Source organism: Methylosinus sp. DMC45 (assembly GCF_056313885.1).
Window position 1 is genome coordinate 375,846 of the sequence record NZ_JBQUZK010000056.1, and the last position, 22,596, is coordinate 398,441.

General features: G+C 67.6%; 21 protein-coding genes. 10 read left to right on the plus strand and 11 right to left on the minus strand.

Annotated elements, in window-relative coordinates; all coding sequences use genetic code 11:
- Window positions 1-67: 67 nt before the first annotated feature.
- The 3 genes from ACT53T_RS20895 (at window position 68) to ACT53T_RS20905 (ending at window position 7,442) form a co-directional block, all read left to right on the plus strand.
- Window positions 68-5,680: a beta strand repeat-containing protein gene (locus ACT53T_RS20895; RefSeq protein ID WP_476162688.1), complete on the plus strand. Its 5,613-nt coding sequence runs from the start codon at window positions 68-70 to the stop codon at window positions 5,678-5,680.
- Window positions 5,681-5,742: 62 nt separating this feature from the next.
- Window positions 5,743-6,948, plus strand: a complete 1,206-nt coding sequence (locus ACT53T_RS20900; RefSeq protein ID WP_476162689.1) for a divergent polysaccharide deacetylase family protein — start codon at window positions 5,743-5,745, stop codon at window positions 6,946-6,948.
- Window positions 6,945-7,442 (plus strand): RNA pyrophosphohydrolase, encoded by a 498-nt coding sequence (locus tag ACT53T_RS20905; protein ID WP_400769969.1) that lies wholly within the window; start codon window positions 6,945-6,947, stop codon window positions 7,440-7,442. Before ACT53T_RS20900 ends, ACT53T_RS20905 begins: the two co-directional genes overlap by 4 nt.
- Here ACT53T_RS20905 and lipB read toward each other — a convergent pair.
- A complete protein-coding gene (gene lipB / locus ACT53T_RS20910) occupies window positions 7,424-8,170 on the minus strand; it encodes a lipoyl(octanoyl) transferase LipB (RefSeq protein WP_476162690.1) in 747 nt (248 codons plus the stop codon). The two genes, ACT53T_RS20905 and lipB, sit on opposite strands and share 19 nt — an antisense overlap.
- A 121-nt stretch (window positions 8,171-8,291) precedes the next feature.
- Here lipB and ACT53T_RS20915 point away from each other — a divergent pair, with 121 nt between their 5' ends.
- Window positions 8,292-8,612, plus strand: coding sequence for a HigA family addiction module antitoxin (locus ACT53T_RS20915; RefSeq protein WP_476162691.1), 321 nt, complete (start codon window positions 8,292-8,294; stop codon window positions 8,610-8,612).
- Between the two features lie 25 nt (window positions 8,613-8,637).
- Here the strand turns inward: ACT53T_RS20915 and ACT53T_RS20920 are convergent, their stop codons facing one another.
- The 3 genes from ACT53T_RS20920 to ACT53T_RS20930 form a co-directional block, all read right to left on the minus strand.
- Window positions 8,638-8,907, minus strand: a complete 270-nt coding sequence (locus ACT53T_RS20920; RefSeq protein WP_476162692.1) for a hypothetical protein — start codon at window positions 8,905-8,907, stop codon at window positions 8,638-8,640.
- Between the two features lie 115 nt (window positions 8,908-9,022).
- A complete protein-coding gene (locus ACT53T_RS20925; RefSeq protein ID WP_400769972.1) occupies window positions 9,023-9,262 on the minus strand; it encodes a hypothetical protein in 240 nt (79 codons plus the stop codon).
- A gap of 133 nt (window positions 9,263-9,395) precedes the next feature.
- Window positions 9,396-9,605 carry a cold-shock protein gene (locus ACT53T_RS20930; RefSeq protein ID WP_159728689.1) on the minus strand — a complete coding sequence of 70 codons (210 nt, stop codon included), beginning with the start codon at window positions 9,603-9,605 and terminating at the stop codon, window positions 9,396-9,398.
- A 278-nt stretch (window positions 9,606-9,883) separates the two neighbouring features.
- Here ACT53T_RS20930 and ACT53T_RS20935 point away from each other — a divergent pair, with 278 nt between their 5' ends.
- The 3 genes from ACT53T_RS20935 (at window position 9,884) to smc (ending at window position 16,519) form a co-directional block, all read left to right on the plus strand.
- Window positions 9,884-11,641, plus strand: coding sequence for a glucan ABC transporter ATP-binding protein/ permease (locus ACT53T_RS20935; protein WP_476162693.1), 1,758 nt, complete (start codon window positions 9,884-9,886; stop codon window positions 11,639-11,641).
- Window positions 11,642-11,779: 138 nt separating this feature from the next.
- Window positions 11,780-12,982 (plus strand): diguanylate cyclase domain-containing protein, encoded by a 1,203-nt coding sequence (locus ACT53T_RS20940; protein WP_476162694.1) that lies wholly within the window; start codon window positions 11,780-11,782, stop codon window positions 12,980-12,982.
- 78 nt (window positions 12,983-13,060) lie between these two features.
- The gene (gene smc, locus ACT53T_RS20945; RefSeq protein WP_476162695.1) at window positions 13,061-16,519 is read left to right on the plus strand and encodes a chromosome segregation protein SMC; all 3,459 of its coding nucleotides are present in this window, start codon (window positions 13,061-13,063) and stop codon (window positions 16,517-16,519) included.
- 22 nt (window positions 16,520-16,541) lie between these two features.
- Here smc and ACT53T_RS20950 read toward each other — a convergent pair whose 3' ends face one another.
- The 7 genes from ACT53T_RS20950 to ACT53T_RS20980 all read right to left on the minus strand — a co-directional run bounded on the left by ACT53T_RS20950 (window position 16,542) and on the right by ACT53T_RS20980 (window position 20,819).
- Window positions 16,542-17,081, minus strand: a complete 540-nt coding sequence (locus ACT53T_RS20950) for an SRPBCC family protein (RefSeq protein ID WP_476162696.1) — start codon at window positions 17,079-17,081, stop codon at window positions 16,542-16,544.
- Between the two features lie 57 nt (window positions 17,082-17,138).
- Window positions 17,139-17,552 (minus strand): VOC family protein, encoded by a 414-nt coding sequence (locus ACT53T_RS20955; RefSeq protein ID WP_400769977.1) that lies wholly within the window; start codon window positions 17,550-17,552, stop codon window positions 17,139-17,141.
- Window positions 17,553-17,647: 95 nt separating this feature from the next.
- The gene (locus ACT53T_RS20960) at window positions 17,648-18,061 is read right to left on the minus strand and encodes a VOC family protein (RefSeq protein WP_018267005.1); all 414 of its coding nucleotides are present in this window, start codon (window positions 18,059-18,061) and stop codon (window positions 17,648-17,650) included.
- Between the two features lie 38 nt (window positions 18,062-18,099).
- Window positions 18,100-19,071, minus strand: coding sequence for an SRPBCC domain-containing protein (locus ACT53T_RS20965; RefSeq protein WP_476162697.1), 972 nt, complete (start codon window positions 19,069-19,071; stop codon window positions 18,100-18,102).
- A 9-nt stretch (window positions 19,072-19,080) separates the two neighbouring features.
- Complete coding sequence (locus tag ACT53T_RS20970) at window positions 19,081-19,983, minus strand: SRPBCC family protein (protein ID WP_400769979.1); 903 nt, start codon at window positions 19,981-19,983, stop codon at window positions 19,081-19,083.
- A complete protein-coding gene (locus tag ACT53T_RS20975) occupies window positions 19,967-20,311 on the minus strand; it encodes an ArsR/SmtB family transcription factor (protein ID WP_400769980.1) in 345 nt (114 codons plus the stop codon). Before ACT53T_RS20975 ends, ACT53T_RS20970 begins: the two co-directional genes overlap by 17 nt.
- Before the next feature lie 154 nt (window positions 20,312-20,465).
- Complete coding sequence (locus ACT53T_RS20980) at window positions 20,466-20,819, minus strand: DUF2200 domain-containing protein (RefSeq protein WP_400769981.1); 354 nt, start codon at window positions 20,817-20,819, stop codon at window positions 20,466-20,468.
- Between the two features lie 169 nt (window positions 20,820-20,988).
- Here ACT53T_RS20980 and ACT53T_RS20985 point away from each other — a divergent pair, with 169 nt between their 5' ends.
- The 3 genes from ACT53T_RS20985 to ACT53T_RS20995 are packed head-to-tail and all read left to right on the plus strand — an operon-like array spanning window position 20,989 to window position 22,562.
- Entirely contained in the window at window positions 20,989-21,678 is a 690-nt protein-coding gene (locus ACT53T_RS20985; RefSeq protein ID WP_400769982.1) for a 50S ribosomal protein L25/general stress protein Ctc, read from the plus strand.
- A 60-nt stretch (window positions 21,679-21,738) separates the two neighbouring features.
- Window positions 21,739-22,344, plus strand: a complete 606-nt coding sequence (gene pth, locus ACT53T_RS20990) for an aminoacyl-tRNA hydrolase (protein WP_476162698.1) — start codon at window positions 21,739-21,741, stop codon at window positions 22,342-22,344.
- Window positions 22,341-22,562 carry a hypothetical protein gene (locus tag ACT53T_RS20995; RefSeq protein WP_476162699.1) on the plus strand — a complete coding sequence of 74 codons (222 nt, stop codon included), beginning with the start codon at window positions 22,341-22,343 and terminating at the stop codon, window positions 22,560-22,562. The genes pth and ACT53T_RS20995 overlap by 4 nt, the downstream gene beginning before the upstream one ends.
- Window positions 22,563-22,596: the final 34 nt, after the last annotated feature.

Below are 22,596 nucleotides of genomic sequence, written 5' to 3' on the forward strand. Positions count from 1 at the left end.
AGATCGTCGCGCCGGCCGCGGCGCCTCCGCCGGCGGGAGAGAGCATGCGCGCGGAGCGGAGCCAGCCATGACGTCGATCTACTCGTCGCTGACGACCGCGCAGATCGCCCGTCTGCCGACGACCACAATGCGTCAGCTCGACACCTCGGACATAGAGGCGCTCGACACGACGCAGATCGCCGTGCTGACGGCGACGCAGCTCAATAATCTCTCGACCACCAATCTTCAGGCGCTGGTGACGACGCAGGTCGCCTCTCTGTCCAAAGCGGCGTTGGCCGGGCTCGATCTGTCGCAATTTACGGCGCTCGCCTCCAGCGATTTCGATTCCTTCACCACGACGCAGCTCTCCGCGCTCACCAGCACCGAGCTCAATGCGCTCGACACGAGCGAGCTCGGCAGCCTGAGCACGACGCGACTGCAGGCGCTCACCGCCGCGCAGATCGCCGCGCTCTCGACAACCGAGGTCTCGCGCCTCACCACCACGCAGATCTCCAGCCTCTCCACCACGCAGGTGCGCGGCCTCACCGCCACGCAGCTCGACGCGCTCAGCCTCGATCAGATCATCGCGCTGCAGGTGAGCAATCTGAGCGCGGCGCAGGCGCGCATGCTGGACGGAACCGAGCTCGGCGCGCTCACCGCGACGCAGCTCGGCTCGCTGTCCTCGACGCAGATCGGCTCGCTGACGACCACGGCTTTCGACAGCCTGTCGCAAACGGCAGTGCAGAGCTTGACGGCAACGCAGCTCGCCGGCGTCGCCGCGACGCAGATCGCGGCGCTGACGACGACCGATCTCGGCGAGCTCGCCACGACGCAGCTTTCGGCGCTGACGCTCACGCAGACACGCGCGCTCACCACGACGCAGCTCGCGGCGATGACCTCGACCGAGATCCAATCGCTCTCGGTCCCCAATCTCTCCAATGCGCAGATCGCCGGGCTGAATGCGACCGGCGTCGGCAATCTCTCCGACGCGCAGGTGGCGGCGCTGGTCCCGACGCAGATCGCCGCTCTCTCCACGACGACGCTCAACGGGCTCACGGCGACGCGGCTCGGCGCGCTCACCACGACGCAATTTTCCGGCCTCTCCGCCGCGCAGATCGCCGGACTTTCCGACACGACGCTCGCCAATCTGACGACGACGCGCCTCGTCGCGCTGACGGTGACGCAGGCGCGCGGGCTGACGGCGACGCAGCTCGCAGATCTCACGACGACCGGGCTGCAATCGCTCGACGTCACCGAGCTCGCCGCCGCGCAATTCGCGGCGATCAACGCGACCACATTCTCCGACCTCTCCGCCACGCAATTTTCGGCCTTGTCCTCGACGCAGATTCGCGCGTTGACGACGACGCTGCTGAATGCGCTGTCGGCGACGACGATCGCCAGCCTGACGACGACGCAGGTCGATTGGCTGAGCGCGGCGCAGATCGCCGGCCTGACGACGACGCAGCTCGGCAATCTGACGACGGCGCAGCTCGCCGCGCTGACCTCGACGCAGGCGCGCGGGCTGACGACGACGCAGCTCGGCGCCATGACGACGACGGCGATACAGTCGCTCGCCATCGCCGCTCTCACCGCCGCGCAGATCGGCGCGCTCGTCTCCAGCGACGATGGCGGATTGAGCGTCACGCAGATCGGCGCGCTCGCCTCGACGCAAATGTCGGCGCTCTCCACCACATTCCTCAATCTGCTGACCACGACGGAGCTGCAGAGCCTCACCACGACGCAGGCCGCGGCGCTCACCTCGGCGCAGATCGGCGGACTTTCGGCCGACGCCATCGACCGGCTGACGACGGCGCAGCTCACCGCTCTCACCTCGACGCAGGCGCGCGGGCTGACGACGACGCAGCTCGACAATATGACGGCGACGCAGATCCAGTCGCTGACCATATCGCAGCTGACCGCCGCGCAGATCTCCGGCCTCGGCTCCGCCGCCTTCGGCAATCTTTCTACGAGCCAGCTCTCCAACCTCACCTCGGCGCAGATCGCCGGGCTGACGACGACGCAATTCGACGCTTTCGGCGTGACGCAGATCGCCGGCTTCACCACCACGCAGCTCGCCGGCCTCACCGCGACCGAGGTCAATTCGCTCGAGACGACGCAGATCGCCGCGCTGAGCGCGACGCAGATCGCCGCAATGCCGACGCGCGCCTTCGCCGGCCTCGCCGACACGCAGGTCGCAGCGCTGACGACGACGCAGCTCGCCGCCTTCGCCACCACGCAGATCGCCGCCCTCACCTCCACCGCCGCCGCCGGGCTGACCAGCGCGCAGATCGCCTCGCTCGCCACGACGCAGATCGGCGCTCTGACGGCCGTGCAGACGCGCGCGCTCGCCGATTGGCAGATCGCCACGCTGAGCACGACGCAGCTCGGCGCCTTGACCACGACCGAGGCCGCCGCTCTCACATCGACGCAGCTCGCCGCGCTCACTCTCACGCAGATCGACACGCTGACGACGACGCAAGTGTCGGCGCTCTCGGCCGTTGCGATCGGCGGATTCTGGCAGAGCCAGATCGCCGAGCTGTCGACGACGCAAGTTTCCGCGCTCACCTCGACGCAGGTCAAGGCGCTCGCCGACACGCAGGTCGGCGCGCTCTCCGCCGCGCAGCTCGGCGCGCTCACCTCGACGCAGGTCGCCGCGCTTTCGACCAGCGGCTTCGGCGCCCTCACCTCCACCGCTGTCGCCGCTCTCACCACGACGCAGATCGGCGCGATCGGCGCGCTGCTGACAGCCGTGCTGTCCGATGCGCAGATCGGCGCGCTGAGCGCGACGCAGATCGGCGCCCTCTCGGCCGCGGCCATGTCCGGCCTCGGCGCGGCGCAGATCGCCGCCATGTCGACGACGCAGCTCGCGACGCTCGTCACCACGCAGATCGCCGCGCTGGCGACGAGCGCCGTGGCCTCGCTGTCGACGGCCGATGTCGCCATGCTGACGACGACGCAGGTCGCAGCGCTCACGTCGACGCAGATGCGCGCCATGTCGGATGCGCAGATCGCCGCCTTCTCCATCGCGCAGCTCGCCGCCTTGCAGAAGGCGCAGCTCGCCGCGCTGTCGACGACCGGCGTCAGCGGATTGTCGACCAGCGACATTTCCGCTCTCACCACCACGCAGCTCGGCGCGCTGACCACGGCGCAGATGAGCGTGCTCGTCGACACGCAGCTCGCCGCTCTCACCGCGACGCAGATCGCCGCGCTGGCGGCGACGCAGATCGCGGGCCTTTCGGCGGATGCCGTCGCCAGCCTTTCGACCAGCGTCGTCTCCGCGCTCGCCACCACGCAGCTGCGCGGCTTCACCGCGCTTCAGCTCGGCGCGCTGACGCTCGGCCAGCTGAACGCGCTCACCACGACACAGCTCGCCGCCATGACGACGACCGAGCTCGCCGGCCTCACCGACATTCAAGCGGCGGCGCTGACGACGACGCAGCTCGGCGCGCTCGCCGGCACGCAGATCGCCGCGCTCACCACCACTGCCGTCGCCGCGCTGACGACCACCGAGGTCGCCGCGCTCAGCACGACGCAGATCGGCGCGCTCACCTCGACGCAGGCGGGCGCGCTCTCCGCGACGCAGATCGCCGCCTTCGGCCTCGATCAGCTCGCGCGCCTGACCTCGACGCAGCTCTCCGGCCTCTCCACCGCGACCATCGCCGGCCTCACGCTCACCGAGCTGCAGGCGCTGACGACGACGCAGTTGCGCGGCCTCACCGCGGCGCTGATCGGCGCGCTGACGACCAGCGAGCTCGCCGCGCTGGCGACGACGCAGATCGCCGCTCTGACGACGCAGGAGCTGCAAGGCCTGCTGCAGACGCAAGGCGCGGCGCTCGCCGCCACGCAATTCGACGCGCTCGCCGCCACGCAGATCGCAGCGCTCTCCACTTCGGCGATCAGCGGGCTGACGACGACGCAGGTGCAGGCGCTGAATGCGACGCAATTCGGCGCGCTGGCGGCGACGCAAATCTCCGCGCTCAGCAGCGCGCAGCTCGCCGCATTGACGACGACGCAAGTCGGCGCGCTCACCGCGACGCAGGCGCGCGGGCTGACCTCCACCGAGGTCTCGCAGCTCGACGCCACCAGGATCGGCGCGCTCTCCACCACGGCGATCAAATATCTCACCAGCACGGCGATCGGCGGCCTCACCGCCACGCAGATCGGCCTGCTGACGACGACGCAGCTCGCCAGCGTCGGCTCGACGCAGATCGCCGCCCTGTCCAGCACCGCCATCGCCGGGCTCAGCAGCGACGAGATCGGCGCGCTGACGACGACGCAGTTCCGCAGCTTCTCCTCCACGGGCGTCGCCGCGTTGACGACGACGCAGGTGCAGGCGCTCACCACGGCGCAAATCGGCCTTTTGACCAGCACGCAGATCGGCGGCCTGGCGGCGACGCAAGTGGCGGCGCTCACCGCCACGCAGCTCGGCCTGCTGGTCGCCTCGCAGATCGCCGCGCTGGCGACGACGGGCGTCGCCGGGCTGACGCAGACGCAGGTCGGCGCGCTGACGACGACGCAATTCTCGGCGCTGTCCGCGGCGCAGATCGCCGCTCTGTCGACCACCGCCGTCGGCGGGCTGACGACGACGGAGCTCGGCGCGCTCACCACCACGCAATTGCAGGGCTTCACCTCCACCGAGATCGGCGCGCTCTCGACCACGCAGCTCGCCACGCTCACCACATCGCAGCTGAAGACGCTCACCCCGGCGGAAATCTATGGACTGACCTCGGCGCAGGTCGCCGCGCTGGGGACAGATCGGCTGACGGCGCTGAGCGCGGCGCAAATCTCCTATCTCTCGACGACCGGCGTCTCCGGCCTCAGCCAGACGCAGATCGCCGCCCTCGCCGACACGCAATCGGCCGCGCTCTCGGCGGATCAGATCGCCGCTCTTTCGCCCAGCGCGGTCGCCGGCCTCAGCACGACGGAAATCGCCTCGCTCACCTCCACGCAATTCGCCAGCCTCTCGGCCTCGGCGATCGGAGCGCTGACCTCGGCGCAATTTTCGAGCCTCACCTCGACGCTGATCGCCCGGCTCTCCGCCACCGAGCTCGGCGGCCTCACCGCGACGCAGGCGGCCTCGCTGACCACGACGCAGCTCGCCGCATTGAGCGCGACGCAGATGGGCGCCGTCTCCTCGGACGGTGTTTCCGGCCTCTCGGCGACGCAGATCGCCGATCTGACGACGACGCAATTCTCCGGCTTCCAATCCACGCAATTCGCGGCGCTGACGACGACGCAGATGCAGGCGGTGACGACGACGGAGATCGCGGCGCTGACCAACGCTCAGCTCGGCGGCCTGCTGCGCCCGCAATTGCGCGCGCTGACGACGACGCAGGTCGGCGCGCTCACCACATCGCAGATTTCCGCGCTGGCGACGACGCAGGTCGTCAATCTCACCACCACCGAGCTCGGCGCGCTCTCGTCCACGCAATTCAATGCGCTGACCTCGACGCAGATCGGCGCGCTCACCACGCAGCAGCTCGGCAATCTCGACGGCTCGGTCATCGCCTCCTTCGACGCGCTCCAGCTCACCGGCCTCACCACCACGCAAGTGGCCGCGCTCACCACATCCGCCATAGCGGCATTGACGACGACAGAGCTGCTGGCGCTCAACGGCAATCAGATCGCCGCCTTCACCACGACGCAGATCGCCGGCATGACCACGCAGCAGCAGGCGGCGCTGGCGCTGGCGGTCTCGTGATTCCACATTGATCGGGAGGCGCCGCGATTCGCGCCGCCGCAAGAGGGAGCCGTCCGCGGGCCATGACCGACGAATTGAACGAGCCTTTGGGCTTGAACGAGCCGCTGGAGCCACGCCCGGCGCGCCGGCGCGGCGCGCGCACGAAAAGCCTCGTCGCCGCAGCGCTGCTCTGCGGAGCGGGCGGCGCCGCGCTTCTCCTGTCCTCGCGCGATCCTCGAGCCGGCCAGCCCATCGCCGTCGCGCGCATCGAAACGGTCGAGCCGCCGTCCGCGCCGGCGAGCGCTCCCGCCGAGCGCGCAGCGGTCACGGAGGAGGACAAGCGCGCAGATGAGATCGCCGACATAGAGAAGCGCTCCGGCGTCAAGGTCACGCGCATCGGCGGCGCAGAGCCGCCCGGCGCGCTCATCATAAGGCTCGACGAGCAGCATACGGCGCTCGCGCCGGCGCCGGACAAGCGCCTGGTGGAGAAAGGCCGCAGCGGCCCGTTGCCCAAGATCGGCGCCGATGGCGCGAAGCCGATGGAAGTCTACGCCCGCCCGACGACGATCAGCGCGCGCCTGCCCGCCGGCGCGCCCCGCATCGCGCTCGTCGTCGGCGGCGTCGGGCTCAATGCGCAGCTCACGGCGAGCGCCATCGACGAATTGCCCGGCGCCGTCACGCTGGCGCTCGCGCCCTATGGCGCCGATCCCGAGAGCGTCGCCGCCAAGGCGCGCGACCGCGGCCATGAGATTTTGCTGCAGGCGCCGATGGAGCCTTATGATTATCCGCGCGAAAATCCCGGGCCGCATACGCTGCTGACGACGCGCGGCGCCGGCCTCGAGGATCTGCACTGGCTGATGAGCCGCTTTTCCGGCTATATCGGCGTGGTGAATTATCTCGGCGCGCAATTCACCGCCGACGAGACCGCGCTGACTCCGACGCTCACCGACATCGCCGGGCGCGGCCTGCTCTATCTCGACGACGGCACCTCGCCGCGCTCGCTCGTCTCCTCTCTCGCGCCGCGTCTCGCCTTGACGGCGGCGCGGGCGGATGTGGCGATCGACGCCGGCGCCTCGGGCGAGGCGCTGGAGAAGGCGCTGACGCAGATCGAGGCGCTCGCGCGCCGCAATGGTCAGGCGATCGTCGCCGCCGGCACGCTGCCGCAGACGATGACGCGCCTCACGCGTTTCGCGCGCGAGCTCGAGCGCAAGGGAATTGCGCTCGTTCCGCTGAGCGCGCTGGTGTCGCGGATCGAGGACAAAGAGGCGAGAGCCGGAAAGTGGAAATGAGCGAGCTGCCCTATCGACCCTGCGTCGGCGTCATGCTGATCAACGCCAAAGGCCTCGTCTTTCTCGGCCGGCGCCTCTCCAAGCGCGCCGATCCGCAGGTGATCGAGCATGAATGGCAAATGCCGCAAGGCGGCATAGACGAGGGCGAGGAGCCGCTCGCCGCCGCGCTGCGCGAATTGCACGAGGAGACCAATGTGACCAGCGTCTCCGTGCTCGCCGAGGCGCAGGATTGGTACAGCTACGATCTGCCGCCCGAGGCCGCCAAGCGCTGGAAAGGCAAATATCGCGGCCAGACTCAGAAATGGTTCGCCTTCCGCTTCGAGGGCGAGGAGGCGGAGATCGACATAGAACGTCCCGGCGGCGGCCGGCACGAGCCGGAATTCGACGCTTGGCGCTGGGAGCGCGCGGCGCTATTGCCGCAGCTGATCGTGCCCTTCAAGCGCGACGTCTATGAGCAGGTGGTGCGTGATTTCGCTCACCTCTCGGGAGACTGAGGCGCCGTCGTCGCTCCGAAAATCGGCTCGAAGGCGCGGCGCAACGCCGCGTCCACCGCGGCCATGTCGGAGACCTTGCCGAGATCGGCGAGGCTCGTCACGCCAAGATGCGCCTGCCGCACGCCGCAAGGCGCTATGCCGGAAAAATGCGTGAGGTCAGGCGCGACATTCAGCGCCAATCCGTGGAATGTCGTCCAGCGCCGCACGCGCACGCCGATCGCCGCGATCTTGTCCTCGGCCGGCTCGCCGAAAAGGCCCGCGGGCTTGTCCGGCCGGCGCGTCCATACGCCGACGCGATCCTCCCGCCGCTCGCCGGCGACGCCGAGCGAAGCGAGCGTCTCGATGAGCCAAGCCTCGAGCCCGGCCACATAGGCGCGCAGATCGCGCCTTCGCCGCGCGAGGTCCAGCATCACATAGGCGACCCGCTGTCCCGGCCCGTGATAGGTGAACTGCCCGCCCCGCCCGGTGCGATGCACGGGAAAGCGCGCATCGAGCAGATCGGCCTCCTTGGCCGAGGTCCCGGCCGTGTAGATCGGCGGATGCTCGACCAGCCACACGCGCTCGGCAGCCGCGCCATCGGCGATGCGCTCGACCAGCGCCTCCATCTCGGCGACGGCGGCCTCATAGGGCGTGAAGCCGGGCACCACGACCCATTCCACCGGCGGCGAGCCAGGCCGGGGGAGAAGGGAATGGGCGCAATCGTCGCGGGTGAGCGGGGCGGTGGACATGGTGGGGGATTCTATCGCGGGCTGCGGCGGGGCTCCAGCGGCGCCGCTCGAAAACATTTGCGATGTGTACGGTTATGCCGTACGGAGAAATCACCAGTCTCGACTTGGAGGATTATCACTGATGACCGACGCGTCCGTGACCATTGGCATGAGGCCGCCGCATCCCGGCGTTTTCATCCGCGAGGAGGTCCTCGAGCCTCTCGATCTCTCGGTTGCGCAGGCCGCCGATGCGCTAGGCGTGCGCCGCGCCACTTTGTCCGACCTCGTGAACGGCAAAGCGGCTTTGTCGCCGGAGATGGCGCTGCGCATCGAGAAGGCGTTCGGCATGAGCATGGACACTCTGTTGAAGATGCAAGCATGGTTCGACGCCTGCGCCATGCGCGACCGCTCCGACCAGATCGCCGTGAAGCGGTTTGTCCCGAAAGCCTCTACGCAAAGTTGAAACGGCTCGTTTCACGTCGCGGAACTTATTTTTTCGAGTCGATCCGCCGCGGCAGAGGAAACTCCGCGCTTTCATACAAGCCGCGGATCGCCGCGCCGGAATAGGTCGCCTCCGCCACCTCGAGCGAGCAGGTTCCCAGCAAAGCGGCGGGCATATCCTCGACCGCGTAGCGAATCGCCTCCGCGGCCTGGGCGAAACGCCGGAATTCGACGGAGCTCTGATAGGATCGCGACCGCTTGGCGGACGCCTTGGATGAGAAAAGACCGGCTTCCATGCCGTAATCGAATGCGCTCATCGCTCTTCTCCCTGTCGTCCGCGCTATTTCAGCGCGAAAATCGATCACGACGCCGCTGTGCGGCCTGCGTGGACGAGACGAACGCGAGCGACGCGCAACACTCCGAAGCGAGAAATTACCAGGCGAATTCCATTCCCGCTTCCGTCACGACACGTTCGAGACCGTCTCGGTCTCCTTTGATGACATATTGGAATCCGGCGCCGCTGTCGGGCAGCAGGCGCATGATTCGGAATGTCTCTTTTTCCGATCGCGCGCCGAGGCGATGATAGATTTGCGCGCCGAGACGGAACTTATGCGTCGGCGCCGCCTTGCGAAGCCGCTGATAGCGGGAGAGCTCATTCGAATGCGCGCTCAAAATGACGGCCCTTTCGGATGGAGTGCGACGCGCCGATCCGCGAAGGAACGACGCGCCTCCACCGGGGGAGAAGGCCCCGCGCTCGCCGCCGGTACATCCGCGGTCGGCGCGCAGGGCCTGATCGCTTAAAAGGTCAGTCGACCTTCAGCTGATCCGCCGATGATTTGCCGCTGCGCCGGTCGACGACGATCTCATAGGAGAGCTTCTGGCCCTCAGCGAGGCCGTGAAGGCCCGCGCGCTCGACAGCGCTGATATGAACGAAGACGTCGGCTCCGCCGGCCTCCGGCTGAATGAAGCCGAAACCCTTTTGCGCATTGAACCATTTCACGATGCCGGTCTGCATGACTTGTCCTTTCGAAGAACAGGGGGATTGGGGCGTTCGCGACATGCGACGCCTCGCTTGATCGATGTTCTGGAGAGGAAGTCATAGTGCCCGGGGCGCCGTTAGGCGCGAAGCAGGAGTCGACCGGCCGAAAACTCGATAGACCGTATGTGGGGCATATGGGCGGATAATACAAGCGTGGCCGGCGAGAATTCGCGAAGCTCGCGTTTCGCGCGCCCTTGCGCTCCCCGGCCCGCCCGCTATAGACCGCGCCATCGCCCCTCCCATTTAGTTGTCTCATGTCCGTTCTCTCTGTCTATCTCCGTGTCCTCGCGCAGCTGAAGCCGCAGAAGCGTCTCGCGGCAATCCTCGTCGCGGCCAATCTCGCCGTGGCCATTGCGCAATTCGCCGAGCCAATGCTGTTCGGCCGCGTCATCGACGTGCTGACGCGCGCGCAGGCGGCGGGCGTCAAGCTCGCTTGGGGCGATCTTCTGCCGCTGCTGGCGGCCTGGGCCGGCTTCGGCCTCTTCTCCATCGCCGCCTCCGTGCTGGTCGCGCTGCACGCCGATCGTCTCGCGCATCGGAGCCGGCTCGCGGTGATGGCGGCCTATTTCGAGCATGTGCTCGATCTGCCGTCGAGCTTTCACGCCGGCGCGCATTCCGGCCGGCTGCTGAAGGTGATGCTGGAGGGCGCTTCCGGCATGGCGGGGCTGTGGCTCTCCTTCTTCCGCGAGAATTGCGCCTCCTTCATCGCGCTTTTCGTGCTGCTGCCGGCGACGCTCTTCGTCAATTGGCGGCTCGCTCTGCCGCTCATCCTTCTCGTCATCGTCTTCGGCGCGCTCACCTCTTTCGTCCTGCGTCGCACCGAGCAATTGCAGAGCAAGGTGGAGCGTCATCATTCCTCGCTCGCCGAGCACGCCTCCGACGCTCTGGGCAATGTCGCCGTGGTGCAGAGCTTCACGCGCATAGAGAGCGAGACCAATGCGCTTCGACGCATCATCGACGAATTGCTCGCGGCGCAAATTCCGGTGCTCTCCTGGTGGGCGCTCGCCGCAGTGGCGAGCCGCGCCTCGGCGACGCTCACCCTGCTCGTTATCTTCCTGCTCGGCGCCTGGCTGCATTTGCAGGGCCTCGCCTCCATCGGCGAGATCGTCGCCTTCATGAGCTTTGCGACGATGCTGATCGGCCGCCTCGAGCAAATGGTCGGCTTCCTCAACGTGCTCTTTCTGCTCGCGCCCAAGATCGCCGAATTCTTCGCCATTCTCGACACGCGCCCGACGGTCGCCGATCGCGAGGATGCGCGCGACATGGGACGGCTCGCAGGCGCCGTCGCCTTCGAGAAGGTGAGCTTTTCTTACGGCGGCGAGCGCCTCGCGCTGCGCGACGTCTCCTTCTCGGCGCGGCAGGGCGAGACTATTGCGCTGGTGGGCGCGACCGGCTCGGGCAAATCGACGACGCTCGGCCTCTTGCATCGCGTCTTCGATCCCGCGCAGGGCCGCGTCACGATCGACGGGGTCGACATTCGCGACATGACGCTGACGTCGCTCCGCCGCAACATCGGCGTCGTGTTTCAGGAGCCCATGCTCTTCGCCCGCTCGATCGAGGAAAATCTGCGCGTCGGCAAGCCGGATGCGAACGAAGAAGAGATCGCCCGCGCGGTGGAGCTGGCGCAGGCGCGCGATCTCGTGGCGCGGCAGAGCGAAGGGCTTTCGACCTTGGTCGGCGAGCGCGGCCGCACGCTGTCGGGCGGCGAGCGACAGCGCCTCTCCATCGCCCGCGCGCTGCTGAAGGACCCGCCGATCATGATCTTCGACGAGGCGACCAGCGCGCTGGACGCCGCCACCGAGCGTCAGTTGCAAAAGGCGCTGGAGGCGGCGACCGCCGGCCGCACCACTTTCATCATCGCACATCGTCTGGCGACGGTGCGCCATGCGGACCGCATATTGGTGCTGGATCGCGGCGAGATCGTCGAGAGCGGGACTTTCGACGAGCTGGTGGCCAAGGGCGGGCTGTTCGCCGATCTGGCCAGGGCGCAATTCATCACGGCGGGGGCGTGACCGAGCGCCGCGAGGCTGCGAGCCCTCGGCGGATCATAAGCTTAAGCTGCCGTTTCCTATAGGCGCAGAACCGCGCGCTTCTGTTCTGGCTCTCGCTCGCCGTCGAGTCTATCGTCGATGAAACGGCGCGAGCGATCCATGCTGACCAAACACTTGCAACGCTTTTCACGGCGTTCGAACGAGCTTCCAGACGCCGCATTGGTCGAGCTCGTGGATGTCGTCTACAGGGCTCTTCCGCCCATCGCCATCATGGGCGTCACCATGGTGTGCATCGGCGCGCTTTTGACGATTCGGACCGGCGACGGCCTGCTTCTGCTCGTGACCCTCGCCGGCGCGGCCGTCTCCGGCGCCCGCATCGCCCTCATGCTGCTCTATCGCCGTCGGCGCGCCGCATCGCGCCCCACGGCGAGCGAGGCCCGGCGGTGGGACAGGCGCTACGCCCTCGGCAGCTTCGCCTTCGCGGCCTTGCTCGGCGCGCTGAACGCGCGCGCGCTCACGGCGGAGGCGGCCGTCGCCGACGTCATGCTGAGCCCGATGCTGGTGACGACGCTGATCCTCGCCTATGGCGCCGGCGTCGTCACGCGCCTGTCCGCCCGTCCTCAGATCTGCTTGGGGAGCGTGACGCTGGCGACCATGCCGACAGTGGCGGGCTTCGGAATGCGCGCGCTCGGCGCAGAGGGCTGGTATGCGCAGACCGTCTTCGCCACTCAAGCGGCCGTCGTCGGCGTTTTCGCCATGGCCGGCCTCGGATTGGTCGACGACTTCTACGACACGGTCCGACAGCAGATCGTCGCGAAGCTGGATCTCGCGGCGCTGGCCGGCAGAGACCATCTGACGGGCCTCGCCAATCGCATTCGGCTGCAAGAGAAGCTGGAGGAGGCCGGCGCGCATCTCGAGCGGGCCGGAGGCCTTTTCGCGCTTCATTATCTCGATCTCGACCGCTTCAAGGAGGTCAATGACAATTTCGGCCATATCACGGGCGACGCGCTCCTCCAGGCCGTCGCCGAACGGCTGACGCAGACCGTGCGCGAGGGAGACACGGTCGCCCGTCTCGGAGGCGACGAATTCGTCATCATCCAGCTCGGGATACAGGTCGCGGAGGAGGCGGAGCTTCTCGGGCGCCGCATCGTGCAGGCGATCGGCGCGCCTTACGATCTCGCCGGACGAAAAATCCACATCGGCGTCAGCGGCGGCGTCGCTCTGGCTCCGCGAGACGGAACGAGACTGGAGCAGCTCGTCTCATGCGCCGATTCCGCCCTCTACCGGACGAAGCGCAAGGGACGCGGCGAGCTCGCCTTCTGGGGAGAGGAGGGCGCGCAGCTCCCCAGAAGCGTCGCCTGACGCGACCGCGCGCGAATCCCACAACATATCGCGCCCTATTTCTTGCCTTCCCCGCTATTTTGTGGCGCTCTGGCGCGCATGAAATTCCAGCGGCTCCGTCTCCTCGGCTTCAAGAGCTTCTGCGAGGCCACAGATTTTCTGATCGAGCCGGGCCTGACCGGCGTCGTCGGACCCAATGGCTGCGGCAAGTCCAATCTCGTCGAGGCCCTGCGCTGGGTCATGGGCGAGAACTCCTATAAGAACATGCGCGGCTCGGGGATGGATGACGTCATCTTCTCCGGCGGCGGCTCGCGCCCCGCCCGCAATGTGGCCGAGGTCGGCCTCGTGCTGGACAATAGCTCCCGCACCGCCCCCGCCGCCTTCAACGACGCCGAGACTTTGGAAGTTACCCGCCGCATCGAGCGCGAGGCGGGCTCCACCTATAGGATCAATGGCCGCGAGGTGCGCGCCAAGGATGTGCAGCTGCTCTTCGCCGACGCCGCCACTGGCGCGCGCTCGCCGGCGCTGGTGCGCCAGGGGCAGATCGGCGAGATCATCTCCGCCAAGCCGCAGGCGCGCCGCCGCATTTTGGAGGACGCCGCCGGCGTCGCCGGCCTGCATTCCCGCCGGCACGAGGCCGAGCTGCGGCTGACCGCGGCCTCGGAAAATCTGACCCGCCTCGAGGATGTGCTGAAGCAGGTCGACGGCCAGACCGAGAGCCTGCGCCGCCAGGCCCGGCAGGCGCAGCGCTATCGCGCCGTGGCGGCGGAAATCCGCAAGAATGAGGCGCTCGCGGCCTATATCGCGCATCGCCAGGCCAGCGAGCAGCTGAAGCTCGCCGAGCGCAAGCTGGAAGAAGATACGAAGCTCGTCGAGGAGCGCACGCTGCAGCAGGCCGAGGCCGCGCGTCTGCAGGCGCTCGCCGCCTTCGAGCTGCCGAAGCTCCGCGACAGGGAGGCCGAGGCCGGCGCGGCGCTGCATCGGCTGATCATGGCCCGCGACGCGTTGGACGGCGAGGAGAAGCGGGCCAAGGAGCGCATCGCCGAGCTGACCCGCCACGCCGAGCAATTCGCCCGCGACGTCGAGCGCGAGCGCGCGCTGATCGACGACGCCGCCGAGGTGACGCAGCGGCTCGAGGACGAGCGCGGCGAGCTGGCCGAGCAGGACGCCATCGGCGCCGAGCGCGAGGAGGCCGCCCGCGAGCGTCTCGCCGAGATAGAGGAGGCGCTGGCTCACACCGAGGCCGAGCTCTCCGAGGCGCAGCAATCGCTGGCCGGCGTCAACGCCAAGCGCGGCGCGCTGGAGGCGGCGCTGCGCGAGGAGACGCAGCGCGTCTCCCGTTTCGAGGCCGAGCTGACCCGCGTCGAGACGGAATTCGCGCTGATCGCCGGCCAGGGCGGCGCGGCGGAGGAGGTGGAGCGCCTCGCCGAATCGCTGGAAATGGCGAGCGAGCAGGCGCGCGAGGCCGATGAGGCCGCGCTGATGGCCGAGGAATCGGCGATCGAGGCGCGCGAGGCCGAGAGCCAGTCGCGCCAGCCGCTCGCCGAGGCGGAAAAGCGCGCCGGCCGGCTGGAGACCGAGGCGCGCACGCTGGAGAAGCTGCTGGAATCGGGCGGCGGCGATCTCTGGGCGCCGATCGTCGAGAGCGTCACGGTCGAGAAGGGCTATGAGACCGCGCTCGGCGCCGCGCTCGGCGACGATCTCGACGCCTCCATCGAGACCTCCGCCCCCGCCCATTGGGCGCTCACCTCCGGCGCCGGCGATCCCTCGCTGCCGCCGGGCGTTCGCACGCTCGCCGAGATGGTGCAGGCGCCGCCGGCGCTCGCCCGGCGCCTCGCGCAGATCGGCGTCGTGCTGCGCAGCGAGGGCGCAGCATTGCGCTCCATGCTGAAGCCCGGCCAGCGCCTCGTCTCCAAGGAAGGCGACCTCTGGCGCTGGGACGGATTCACCCAGGCGGCCGAGGCGCCGACGCCGGCCGCCCGGCGCCTCGCCGAGAAGAATCGCCTCGCCGATTTGCGCCTCGAGGCCGCCGCCGCCCGCGAGGCCGCCGACGCGCTCGCCGACGAGGCGCAGACGGCGCAGGAGCAGGCGCGCGCCGCCGCCCTCGCCGAGAGCGCCGCCCGCGAGGGGCAGCGCCGCGCCCGCGCCGCGCTGGAAGAAGCGCGCGAGCGCCATGTGGTGGCGGAGCGCCGCCTGGGCCAGATCGCCCAGCGTCTCTCGGCGCTGCAGGAGGCCAAGGCGCAAATTCTCGCCAATCGCGACGAAGCGGCGATGAAGCGGGAGAGCGCCGCGCGCGCGCTGGACGATTTGGACGAGCCCGCCTCGCTCGCCGGCGCGGTGGAGCATGTGCGCTCCCGCGCCGCCGCCGAGCGCGCCCAGGCCGGCGAAGCGCGCGCCGCGCTCACCTCGCTGCGCCATCAGGCCGAGACGCGCGCCGCCCGCAAATCGGCGATCCTGCGCGAGAACGCCTCCTGGATGGAGCGGCGCGACCGCGCGCAGGATCGCATCGCCGAATTGGAGCGCCGCCTCGAGGACTCCCGCGAGGAGCAGGAGCGGCTATTCGATTCGCCGGAAACCTTCCTGCTCCAGCGCCGCAATCTTCTCTCGGCGATCGAGGAGGCCGAGGCCGCCCGCCGCGCCGCCGCCGACGCGCGAACGACCGGCGAGACCGCGCAGGCGGAATCCGATCGCGCCGCCCGCATGGCGCTGGAGGCGATGAGCGCCGCGCGCGAGGAGAAGGCCCGCAGCGAGGCGCAGCTCGAGGCCGCGCGCCGCCGCGCCGCCGATGTCGAGCACGCCATCGCCATGGAATTGGAGAGCGAGGAGCATTCACTCGCCGAGCTCGCCGGCGTCACCGGCGATGAGACGCAGCTTCCCTCCATCCCGGACATAGAACGCAAGCTGGAAGGGCTGAAGGCGGATCGCGAAAGATTGGGCGCGGTGAACCTTCGCGCCGAGGACGAGCTCGCCGAGATCGAGACGCAGCGCGACAAGATGATGGCCGAGCGCGAGGATCTCGCCGAGGCGATCAAGAAATTGCGCGGCGCCATCGCCAGCCTCAACAAGGAGGGCCGCGAGCGCCTGCTCGTCGCCTTCGAGCAGGTGAACGCGCATTTCAAGGAGCTGTTCAGCCTGCTGTTCGGCGGCGGCACGGCGGAATTGCAGCTCATTGAGAGCGACGATCCGCTGGAGGCCGGGCTCGACATTCTCGCCCGCCCGCCGGGCAAGAAGCCGCAGACGATGACGCTGCTCTCGGGCGGCGAGCAGGCGCTCACCGCAATGTCGCTGATCTTCGCGGTCTTCCTCACCAATCCGTCGCCGATCTGCGTGCTCGACGAGGTGGACGCCCCGCTCGACGATTACAATGTCGAGCGCTTCTGCGCCTTGCTCGAGGATATGCGCAAGAAGACCGACACGCGCTTCGTCGCCATCACGCACAACCCCATCACAATGGCGCGCATGGATCGCCTGTTCGGCGTGACGCAGGCCGAGCGCGGCATTTCGCAGCTCGTCTCCGTCGATCTCGAGCAGGCCGAGAGATATGCGCAGGCGAGCTGAGGGCTTGCCGTCGCATATCGCGTCATTCCGCCGCCTCCTCGCGCGCCGTCTGGACGAGCCGCTTCAAATCGGAGAGGCCCTGCTCGAAGGCCCCGCCGACCATCTTCTCCGGCTTCATGACGAGGCTGAACAGCTTGCCGATGAAAGGCTGGCGGCCCTTCATGTCCCAGGTGACGAGCGAGCCGCCATTCTGCGGCGCAATGGTGAATTCGACTCGATTGCTGCATCTCATCGGCCGATCCATGCGCAAGGACAGCGCGACCTGTGAAGGTTCCGTCGATTCGACGATCTCGATGCGGCCGGCGCTGCCGCCGCCGCTGAAATCATCGGCCGCGCCGACGCCGCGCTCCGGTCCGCTGTAGACATTGCTCACGCCCTTTTGCGTGGCGAAAGGATTCCATTCGTTCATCGCTTTCAGATCATCGATGAGCGGGAAAATGCGCTCCGGCGGCGCGGCGACGAAAATGCTGCGCGCGACGTGGCAGACGTCCGGCTGGCGCGCGGCCAGCACGAGAATAATGGCGATGACGAGGGCGACTCCGGCGCCGATGATTTCCAACATTTGCAACCTCGTGAAGGGGCGGAGCGGCGCCTGCTTTCCTGCAGGCGCCGCGCGCCGTCATTGCGGCACGACCACCATCCAGGGAACGCCGAAGCGATCGGTGAGTATGCCGAAAGCGGGTGAGAAGAAGGTCTTGGTCAAGCGCATCTGCGTCTCGCCGCCATCGGCGAGCGCCGCGAAGACGCGTTCGGCCTCCTCGAGGGTCTTGGCGCTGTAGGAGAGCGAGAAGCCTTTGAAGCCGCCGCTCTCGACGCCGTCGCCATCCGAGCCGAAGACGACGGCGTCGCCGATCTTCAGCGCCATATGCATCACCTTGGCGTTCCAGCCCGGCGGCATCATGTCCGCGGGCGGCGCCAGAGGCGAATCCTTGTAGCGCATCAGCATCTGAACCTGCGCCCCGAGCGCTTTCTCATAGAAGGCGGCGGCTTCCTCGGCGCGGCCGTCGAAGATGAGATAAGGTTGAATTGTCATCACATGTCTCCCCGCGAGCGCCGCGGAAGGGCGCTCGTTTCGTGAGGGGAGATCATGTCCGCGCGGGGCGCTTCGTCAACCGTCGTCATCGACCGCTATTTGGGAACGATGATCATCCACAGCACGCCGAAGCGATCGACCGCCATGCCGAAGCTCGTCGCGAAGAAGGTCTCGCCGAGCGGCACGCGCGCTTCGCCGCCGTCGAGGAGCGCGCCGTAGAAGCTTTCGGCCTGCGCCGGGGACTTCGCCTCGAGCGAGACGCCGAAGCCCTCGAAGCGCGCGGCCGCCGTTTCGCAGCCGTCCGAAAGGAAGATTTCCGAATCGCCGATCCGAAGGCAGGAATGCATGATCTTTCGGCCCCAATCGGGCGCGAGCGCGCCGGGCGGCGGCGGCTCGGGGCTCTCGTCGAAGCGCAGCAAGAATTGAACCTCGGCGCCGAGCGCTTTCTGGTAGAAAGCGATGGCTTCATCGGCGCGGCCGGAAAAGAACAGATAAGGCTTCATCGTCATCGAATGCTCCTTTGCTTCGAATGATTTTGGAAATTGGCTCAGGCCTGGACGAGATAGTTCTCGAGCTGCTCGAGCGTTCCGGTCCAGCCATTCCCCTGGGCGTCGAGCGCGCCGGCGAAAGTCGCAATCTCCTCCGCGCTCGCCTCGAAGGGTCGCGCGCGCAGCGTCAGCTCGGAGCCGCCGCTTTCCGTATCCGCGAAGAGAAAGGTCGTCTCGACCTTCAGCGGCCAAGTCTCGCTCAGCGGATGCCGCGCCAGCCCGCGATTCTCGTCGGAAAAGGAGGCGATGAGCGTGATGCGCGCGGGCGCCTCGATGTCGCGATAGGCGAAAAGGCCCCAAATGGCGCCGCCGTCGGGCGTCCGCAGCCCATAGTGATAGGAGCCGCCGGGACGAAAATCCATTTGCGACGCGACGACGGGAATCCCTTTCGGCCCGAACCATTGCGCCATGCGCTCCGGCTCCGCGAACGCCTTCCACAAGAGCTCGCGCGAGGCGGCGAAGCGGCGTGACGCGACGAAGACGGGACCTGCCGATTCCTCGACGAAATCGCCGAGCCGTCCGAGATTTTCGGAAAGGCCGATGGCGGCGCCATAGTCGCGCTCGACGCGATCGCGCTCGGCGAGCGAAGGAAAGCGCATTCGCCAATCGATGCGCGTCTTCTCGCCCTGCTCCGAGAGCGTGATGATCGTCTCCATCCGAACAGGCTCGACAGTCTCGTCATCGCCAGGATGAAAATAGGCGATGCGCTCCGGCCGCAGGATTTCGCGAAAGACGATCTTATTCTCATAATCGCGCCCGTCCGGGCCGTGCATGACGAAGCGCCAAACGCCGCCGGGCGCAAACGCGAAAGCTCGCGTCGTGAGCGAGAAACCCTTCGGCCCGAACCATCGCGCCAGCCGATCCGGCGCGGCGAAAGCGTCGAAAACCAGCGCGCGCGGCGCATCGAAGAGGCGCGCGCCGGATATCTCCGGGACGTCCGAAGGGATGGAAATGCGAGCATTGTCGGACATGACGCCTCCTCAATGATCGCGCGTCGCCAGCTCGCGCGCGAGCTCGGCGAGAGAATCGAAAGCGCCGGTCCAGCCATGGCCGTGCGAGGCGGCGGACTCGGCGGTGGCGAGGCCGCTCTGCACGAAGATCATCTCGGTCTTGCCGTCCTGCTCGGTGAGCTGCACCTCGATCGTCGTCAGCGCTTTCGGCTCGAGATGATTGCGCTCCCATTCATGCGTCATCACGAGCCGCGCGGGCGCGTCGATCTCGATATATTCGCCGTGATGGACGAACTCCTCGCCTTCCGGCGAGCGCATTCCCGCGCGCCATTTGCCGCCGATGCGCAGATCATTCTCGGCGAAGAGCACGGTGAATGTCGCGGGGCAGAGCCAGCGCATCATATGCTGCGGCTCCGTCCAGCATTTGAAGACGAGCGCGCGCGGCGCCTCGAATGTGCGCAGCAGAATGAGCCGATGCGGCGCATCCGCTTCGCCGGCCTGACGCGCGAGGCCTTCGAGAATTCCGGTCCAGCCGGCGCGGAAAGCGAAGGATTTCGTCGCAGCCTCCGGCGTCAGATAATGCGTCAGCGTCAAGAGGCTTCCGGCGCCGTCGGGGCGAATGTCGATCTCTATTCGCGTCGATGCGCCGTCGCGCTGCATTCCCAGGGTGAAGACGAGACGGCTCGGGCGTTCGATCTCGAGATATTCGCCGAAATGCGTCGCGAGGATTTCGCCGCGCTGCTCGTGAATGGCGAAGCCGCCGCCGACGCGCGCGTCGATCTCGACATGGGCGGATTGGCCATTCGGCGTGCGGAACAGCCAGCCGCCGACCGCCTTTGGATCGAGCCATGCGTCGAAGAGGAGCGCCGGCGGCGCGGCGAAGCGGCGCGTGATCGAGAGCGGCGGGAGGACGTCGTCAATTCTTTGGAGCATCGGGGTCGCCCTTTTGCAATTGCGCGAGATAGGCGTCGAGCCGATCGAAGCTCTCGTCCCAGAAACGCCGATAGGTCTCGAGCCAGTCGGAAATTTCGCGCAGCCGCGCCGCATCCAGCTTGCAGGGACGCGATTGGGCGGCGCGGGTGCGGGTGATGAGGCCGGCCTGCTCCAGCACCTTCAAATGTTTCGAGACGGCCGGCTGGCTGATCGAGAATGGCGCTGCCAGCTCGCCGACCGAGGCTTCGCCCTGCGCGAGCCGGGCGAGGATCGCGCGGCGCGTCGGGTCCGCGAGGGCGGCGAAGGTGGCGCTGAGGGGGTCCGGCATTGATTACCTGTCAGGTATTTAACTTATTAGTTATATAACTGACTCGAAAAATAGCTGTCAAGCTTCCTGCTTCGAAAAGGGCGGCTACGTTCGGGATTTCAGGGCGGCGGGCGCTACATGGCGCGCGGCGCGCCGACGATCGACCGCCCCGCGCTCAGCTCTTGCGAAGGATCTTGTCGAGCGCCTTCCCGCGCGCCAGCTCGTCGATCAATTTGTCCAAATATCTTATTTCCCGCATGATCGGCTCCGCGATGTCCTCTACGCGAACGCCGCAGACGACGCCCTTGATAGAGGCGCGCAACGGATTGAGCTTTGGAGCGAGGGCAAAAAATGTCTCGAAGTCGGTCTGCTCGTCCAGCCGAGACTGAAGCCCCGCTCGATCATAGCCGGTCAGCCAAGAGATGATCTGATCGACCTCCTCCTTCGTGCGTCCCTTCTTCTCGGCTTTTGCGACATAGAGAGGATAAACGCTCGCGAAGCTCGTCGTATAAATTCGGTGTTTCGTCATGGGTTTGGTCTCCGAAAACCATTCACGGCGCGCGGCGCGACGGCCATTCGACGCCCGCCCCGAGCCTTGCCTCCGAATTTGGCCTCGCCTATAAGCCGCAGCAGCGCGCCGGCATCCGACACCCCTGGAGGCGAAAGGCGCGCTTTCTCTTTGAAAAAAGGACACCGAAATGGCCGAGATCAAGAAGCTCGCGGCCACGGTGCGCAGCGGGACAGGCAAGGGGGCCGCCCGCAGCGTTCGCCGTGAGGGCCGTATACCAGGAGTCATCTATGGCGGCGGCGAGGCGCCGACTCCGCTTTCGCTCGACAAGAAAGAGCTGACCAAGCTCATCTACGCCGGGCATTTCCTCACGACGATCTTCGAGCTCGATATCGACGGCAAGCCCGAGCGCGTCATTCCGCGCGACTATCAGCTCGATGTCGTCAAGGACTTCCCGCTGCATGTCGACTTCCTGCGGCTGAAGGCGGGCTCGCGCCTGCGCGTCGACGTTCCGGTGCATTTCGTCAATCATGACGCGGCGCCCGGCATCAAGCGCGGCGGCTCGCTCAACATCGTCTTCCACGCGATCGAGATGTGGGTGCCGGCGGACAATATCCCCGACGCCATCACCGCCGATCTCACCGGCCTCGACTTCAACGATTCGCTGCAGATCTCGGCGTTCACCCTGCCGGCGAACTGCAAGCCGACCAATCCCGACAAGAACTTCACCGTGGCGTCGATCGCGCCGCCGGTGATCACGGCCGAGGAGATCGCGGCCGCTGCGGCCGCCGCCGCGGCTCCGGTCAAGGGCAAGGGCGGCAAGGCCGCCCCGGCGGCCAAGGCCGCTCCGGCCGCCAAGGCTCCCGAGAAAAAGAAGTAAGGCGACGGGCGATCGGCGCGCGCCGCCGATCGCCCTCCCTCGGCTCGGAGCCAAAAGGCCATGCTGCTCTTCGTCGGCCTCGGCAATCCCGGCCGCGAATATGCCGGGAATCGGCACAATATCGGCTTCATGGCGGTCGAGAAGATCGCCGACGCCCATGGTTTCTCTGCGTCGCGCGCGCGCTTCCAGGGCGTCGTCCGCGAGGGAACGATCGCCGGCGAGCGCGTGCTCGCCCTGCTGCCGCAGACTTATATGAACGAATCGGGCCGATCGGTCGGCGAGGCGCTGCGCTTTCACAAGATCGCGCTGTCGGATGTCGTCGTCTTCCATGACGAGCTCGATCTCGCCCCCGCCAAATGCCGCGTGAAGATCGGCGGCGGCGCGGCCGGACACAATGGCCTGCGCTCCATCGGCGCCCATATCGGGCAGGACTTCAAGCGCATGCGGCTCGGCATCGGCCATCCGGGCGACAAGGCGCGCGTGCATTCCTACGTTTTGGGCGATTTCGCCAAGAGCGAGGAGCCCTGGGTGAAGGCGCTCTGCGGCGCGCTGGCCGACAATGCCGCGCTGATCGTCAAAGGCGACGACGCCGGCCTGCGGAACAAGATTCATCTCGCCATGGACGCCGCCGGCTTTTCCGCGCCCAAGCGCGTGGGCGAGGCGTGATAGCGCGCGCGGCCTTCGCCCTCGCGCTCGTCTACGCGAGCATGGCCTTCGCCGCGGAGGAAAAGCCGACCCAGGCCTATGGCGAGGACCATCCCGCCTGCCTCGAATGGACCGACGGCTGCCTCGTCTGCGCTCGCCTCGAGGATGGCTCGACCGGCTGCTCCATGGTGGGCGCGGCCTGCCTGCCGGCCGCCGTCTCCTGCCTGAAGAGCAAATGAAGCCCGGGCTCGGCGGCTGAATTTCAGCTGAACG

Bases quoted from the DNA above. Each gene is read 5' to 3' on its own strand.
- ACT53T_RS20895 (WP_476162688.1), top strand. From the start codon at position 68: ATGACGTCGATCTACTCGTCGCTGACGACCGCGCAGATCGCCCGTCTG.
- ACT53T_RS20900 (WP_476162689.1), top strand. From the start codon at position 5,743: ATGACCGACGAATTGAACGAGCCTTTGGGCTTGAACGAGCCGCTGGAG.
- ACT53T_RS20905 (WP_400769969.1), top strand. From the start codon at position 6,945: ATGAGCGAGCTGCCCTATCGACCCTGCGTCGGCGTCATGCTGATCAAC.
- lipB (WP_476162690.1), bottom strand. From the start codon at position 8,170: ATGTCCACCGCCCCGCTCACCCGCGACGATTGCGCCCATTCCCTTCTC.
- ACT53T_RS20915 (WP_476162691.1), top strand. From the start codon at position 8,292: ATGACCGACGCGTCCGTGACCATTGGCATGAGGCCGCCGCATCCCGGC.
- ACT53T_RS20920 (WP_476162692.1), bottom strand. From the start codon at position 8,907: ATGAGCGCATTCGATTACGGCATGGAAGCCGGTCTTTTCTCATCCAAG.
- ACT53T_RS20930 (WP_159728689.1), bottom strand. From the start codon at position 9,605: ATGCAGACCGGCATCGTGAAATGGTTCAATGCGCAAAAGGGTTTCGGC.
- ACT53T_RS20935 (WP_476162693.1), top strand. From the start codon at position 9,884: ATGTCCGTTCTCTCTGTCTATCTCCGTGTCCTCGCGCAGCTGAAGCCG.
- ACT53T_RS20940 (WP_476162694.1), top strand. From the start codon at position 11,780: ATGCTGACCAAACACTTGCAACGCTTTTCACGGCGTTCGAACGAGCTT.
- smc (WP_476162695.1), top strand. From the start codon at position 13,061: ATGAAATTCCAGCGGCTCCGTCTCCTCGGCTTCAAGAGCTTCTGCGAG.
- ACT53T_RS20950 (WP_476162696.1), bottom strand. From the start codon at position 17,081: ATGTTGGAAATCATCGGCGCCGGAGTCGCCCTCGTCATCGCCATTATT.
- ACT53T_RS20955 (WP_400769977.1), bottom strand. From the start codon at position 17,552: ATGACAATTCAACCTTATCTCATCTTCGACGGCCGCGCCGAGGAAGCC.
- ACT53T_RS20960 (WP_018267005.1), bottom strand. From the start codon at position 18,061: ATGACGATGAAGCCTTATCTGTTCTTTTCCGGCCGCGCCGATGAAGCC.
- ACT53T_RS20965 (WP_476162697.1), bottom strand. From the start codon at position 19,071: ATGTCCGACAATGCTCGCATTTCCATCCCTTCGGACGTCCCGGAGATA.
- ACT53T_RS20970 (WP_400769979.1), bottom strand. From the start codon at position 19,983: ATGCTCCAAAGAATTGACGACGTCCTCCCGCCGCTCTCGATCACGCGC.
- ACT53T_RS20975 (WP_400769980.1), bottom strand. From the start codon at position 20,311: ATGCCGGACCCCCTCAGCGCCACCTTCGCCGCCCTCGCGGACCCGACG.
- ACT53T_RS20980 (WP_400769981.1), bottom strand. From the start codon at position 20,819: ATGACGAAACACCGAATTTATACGACGAGCTTCGCGAGCGTTTATCCT.
- ACT53T_RS20985 (WP_400769982.1), top strand. From the start codon at position 20,989: ATGGCCGAGATCAAGAAGCTCGCGGCCACGGTGCGCAGCGGGACAGGC.
- pth (WP_476162698.1), top strand. From the start codon at position 21,739: ATGCTGCTCTTCGTCGGCCTCGGCAATCCCGGCCGCGAATATGCCGGG.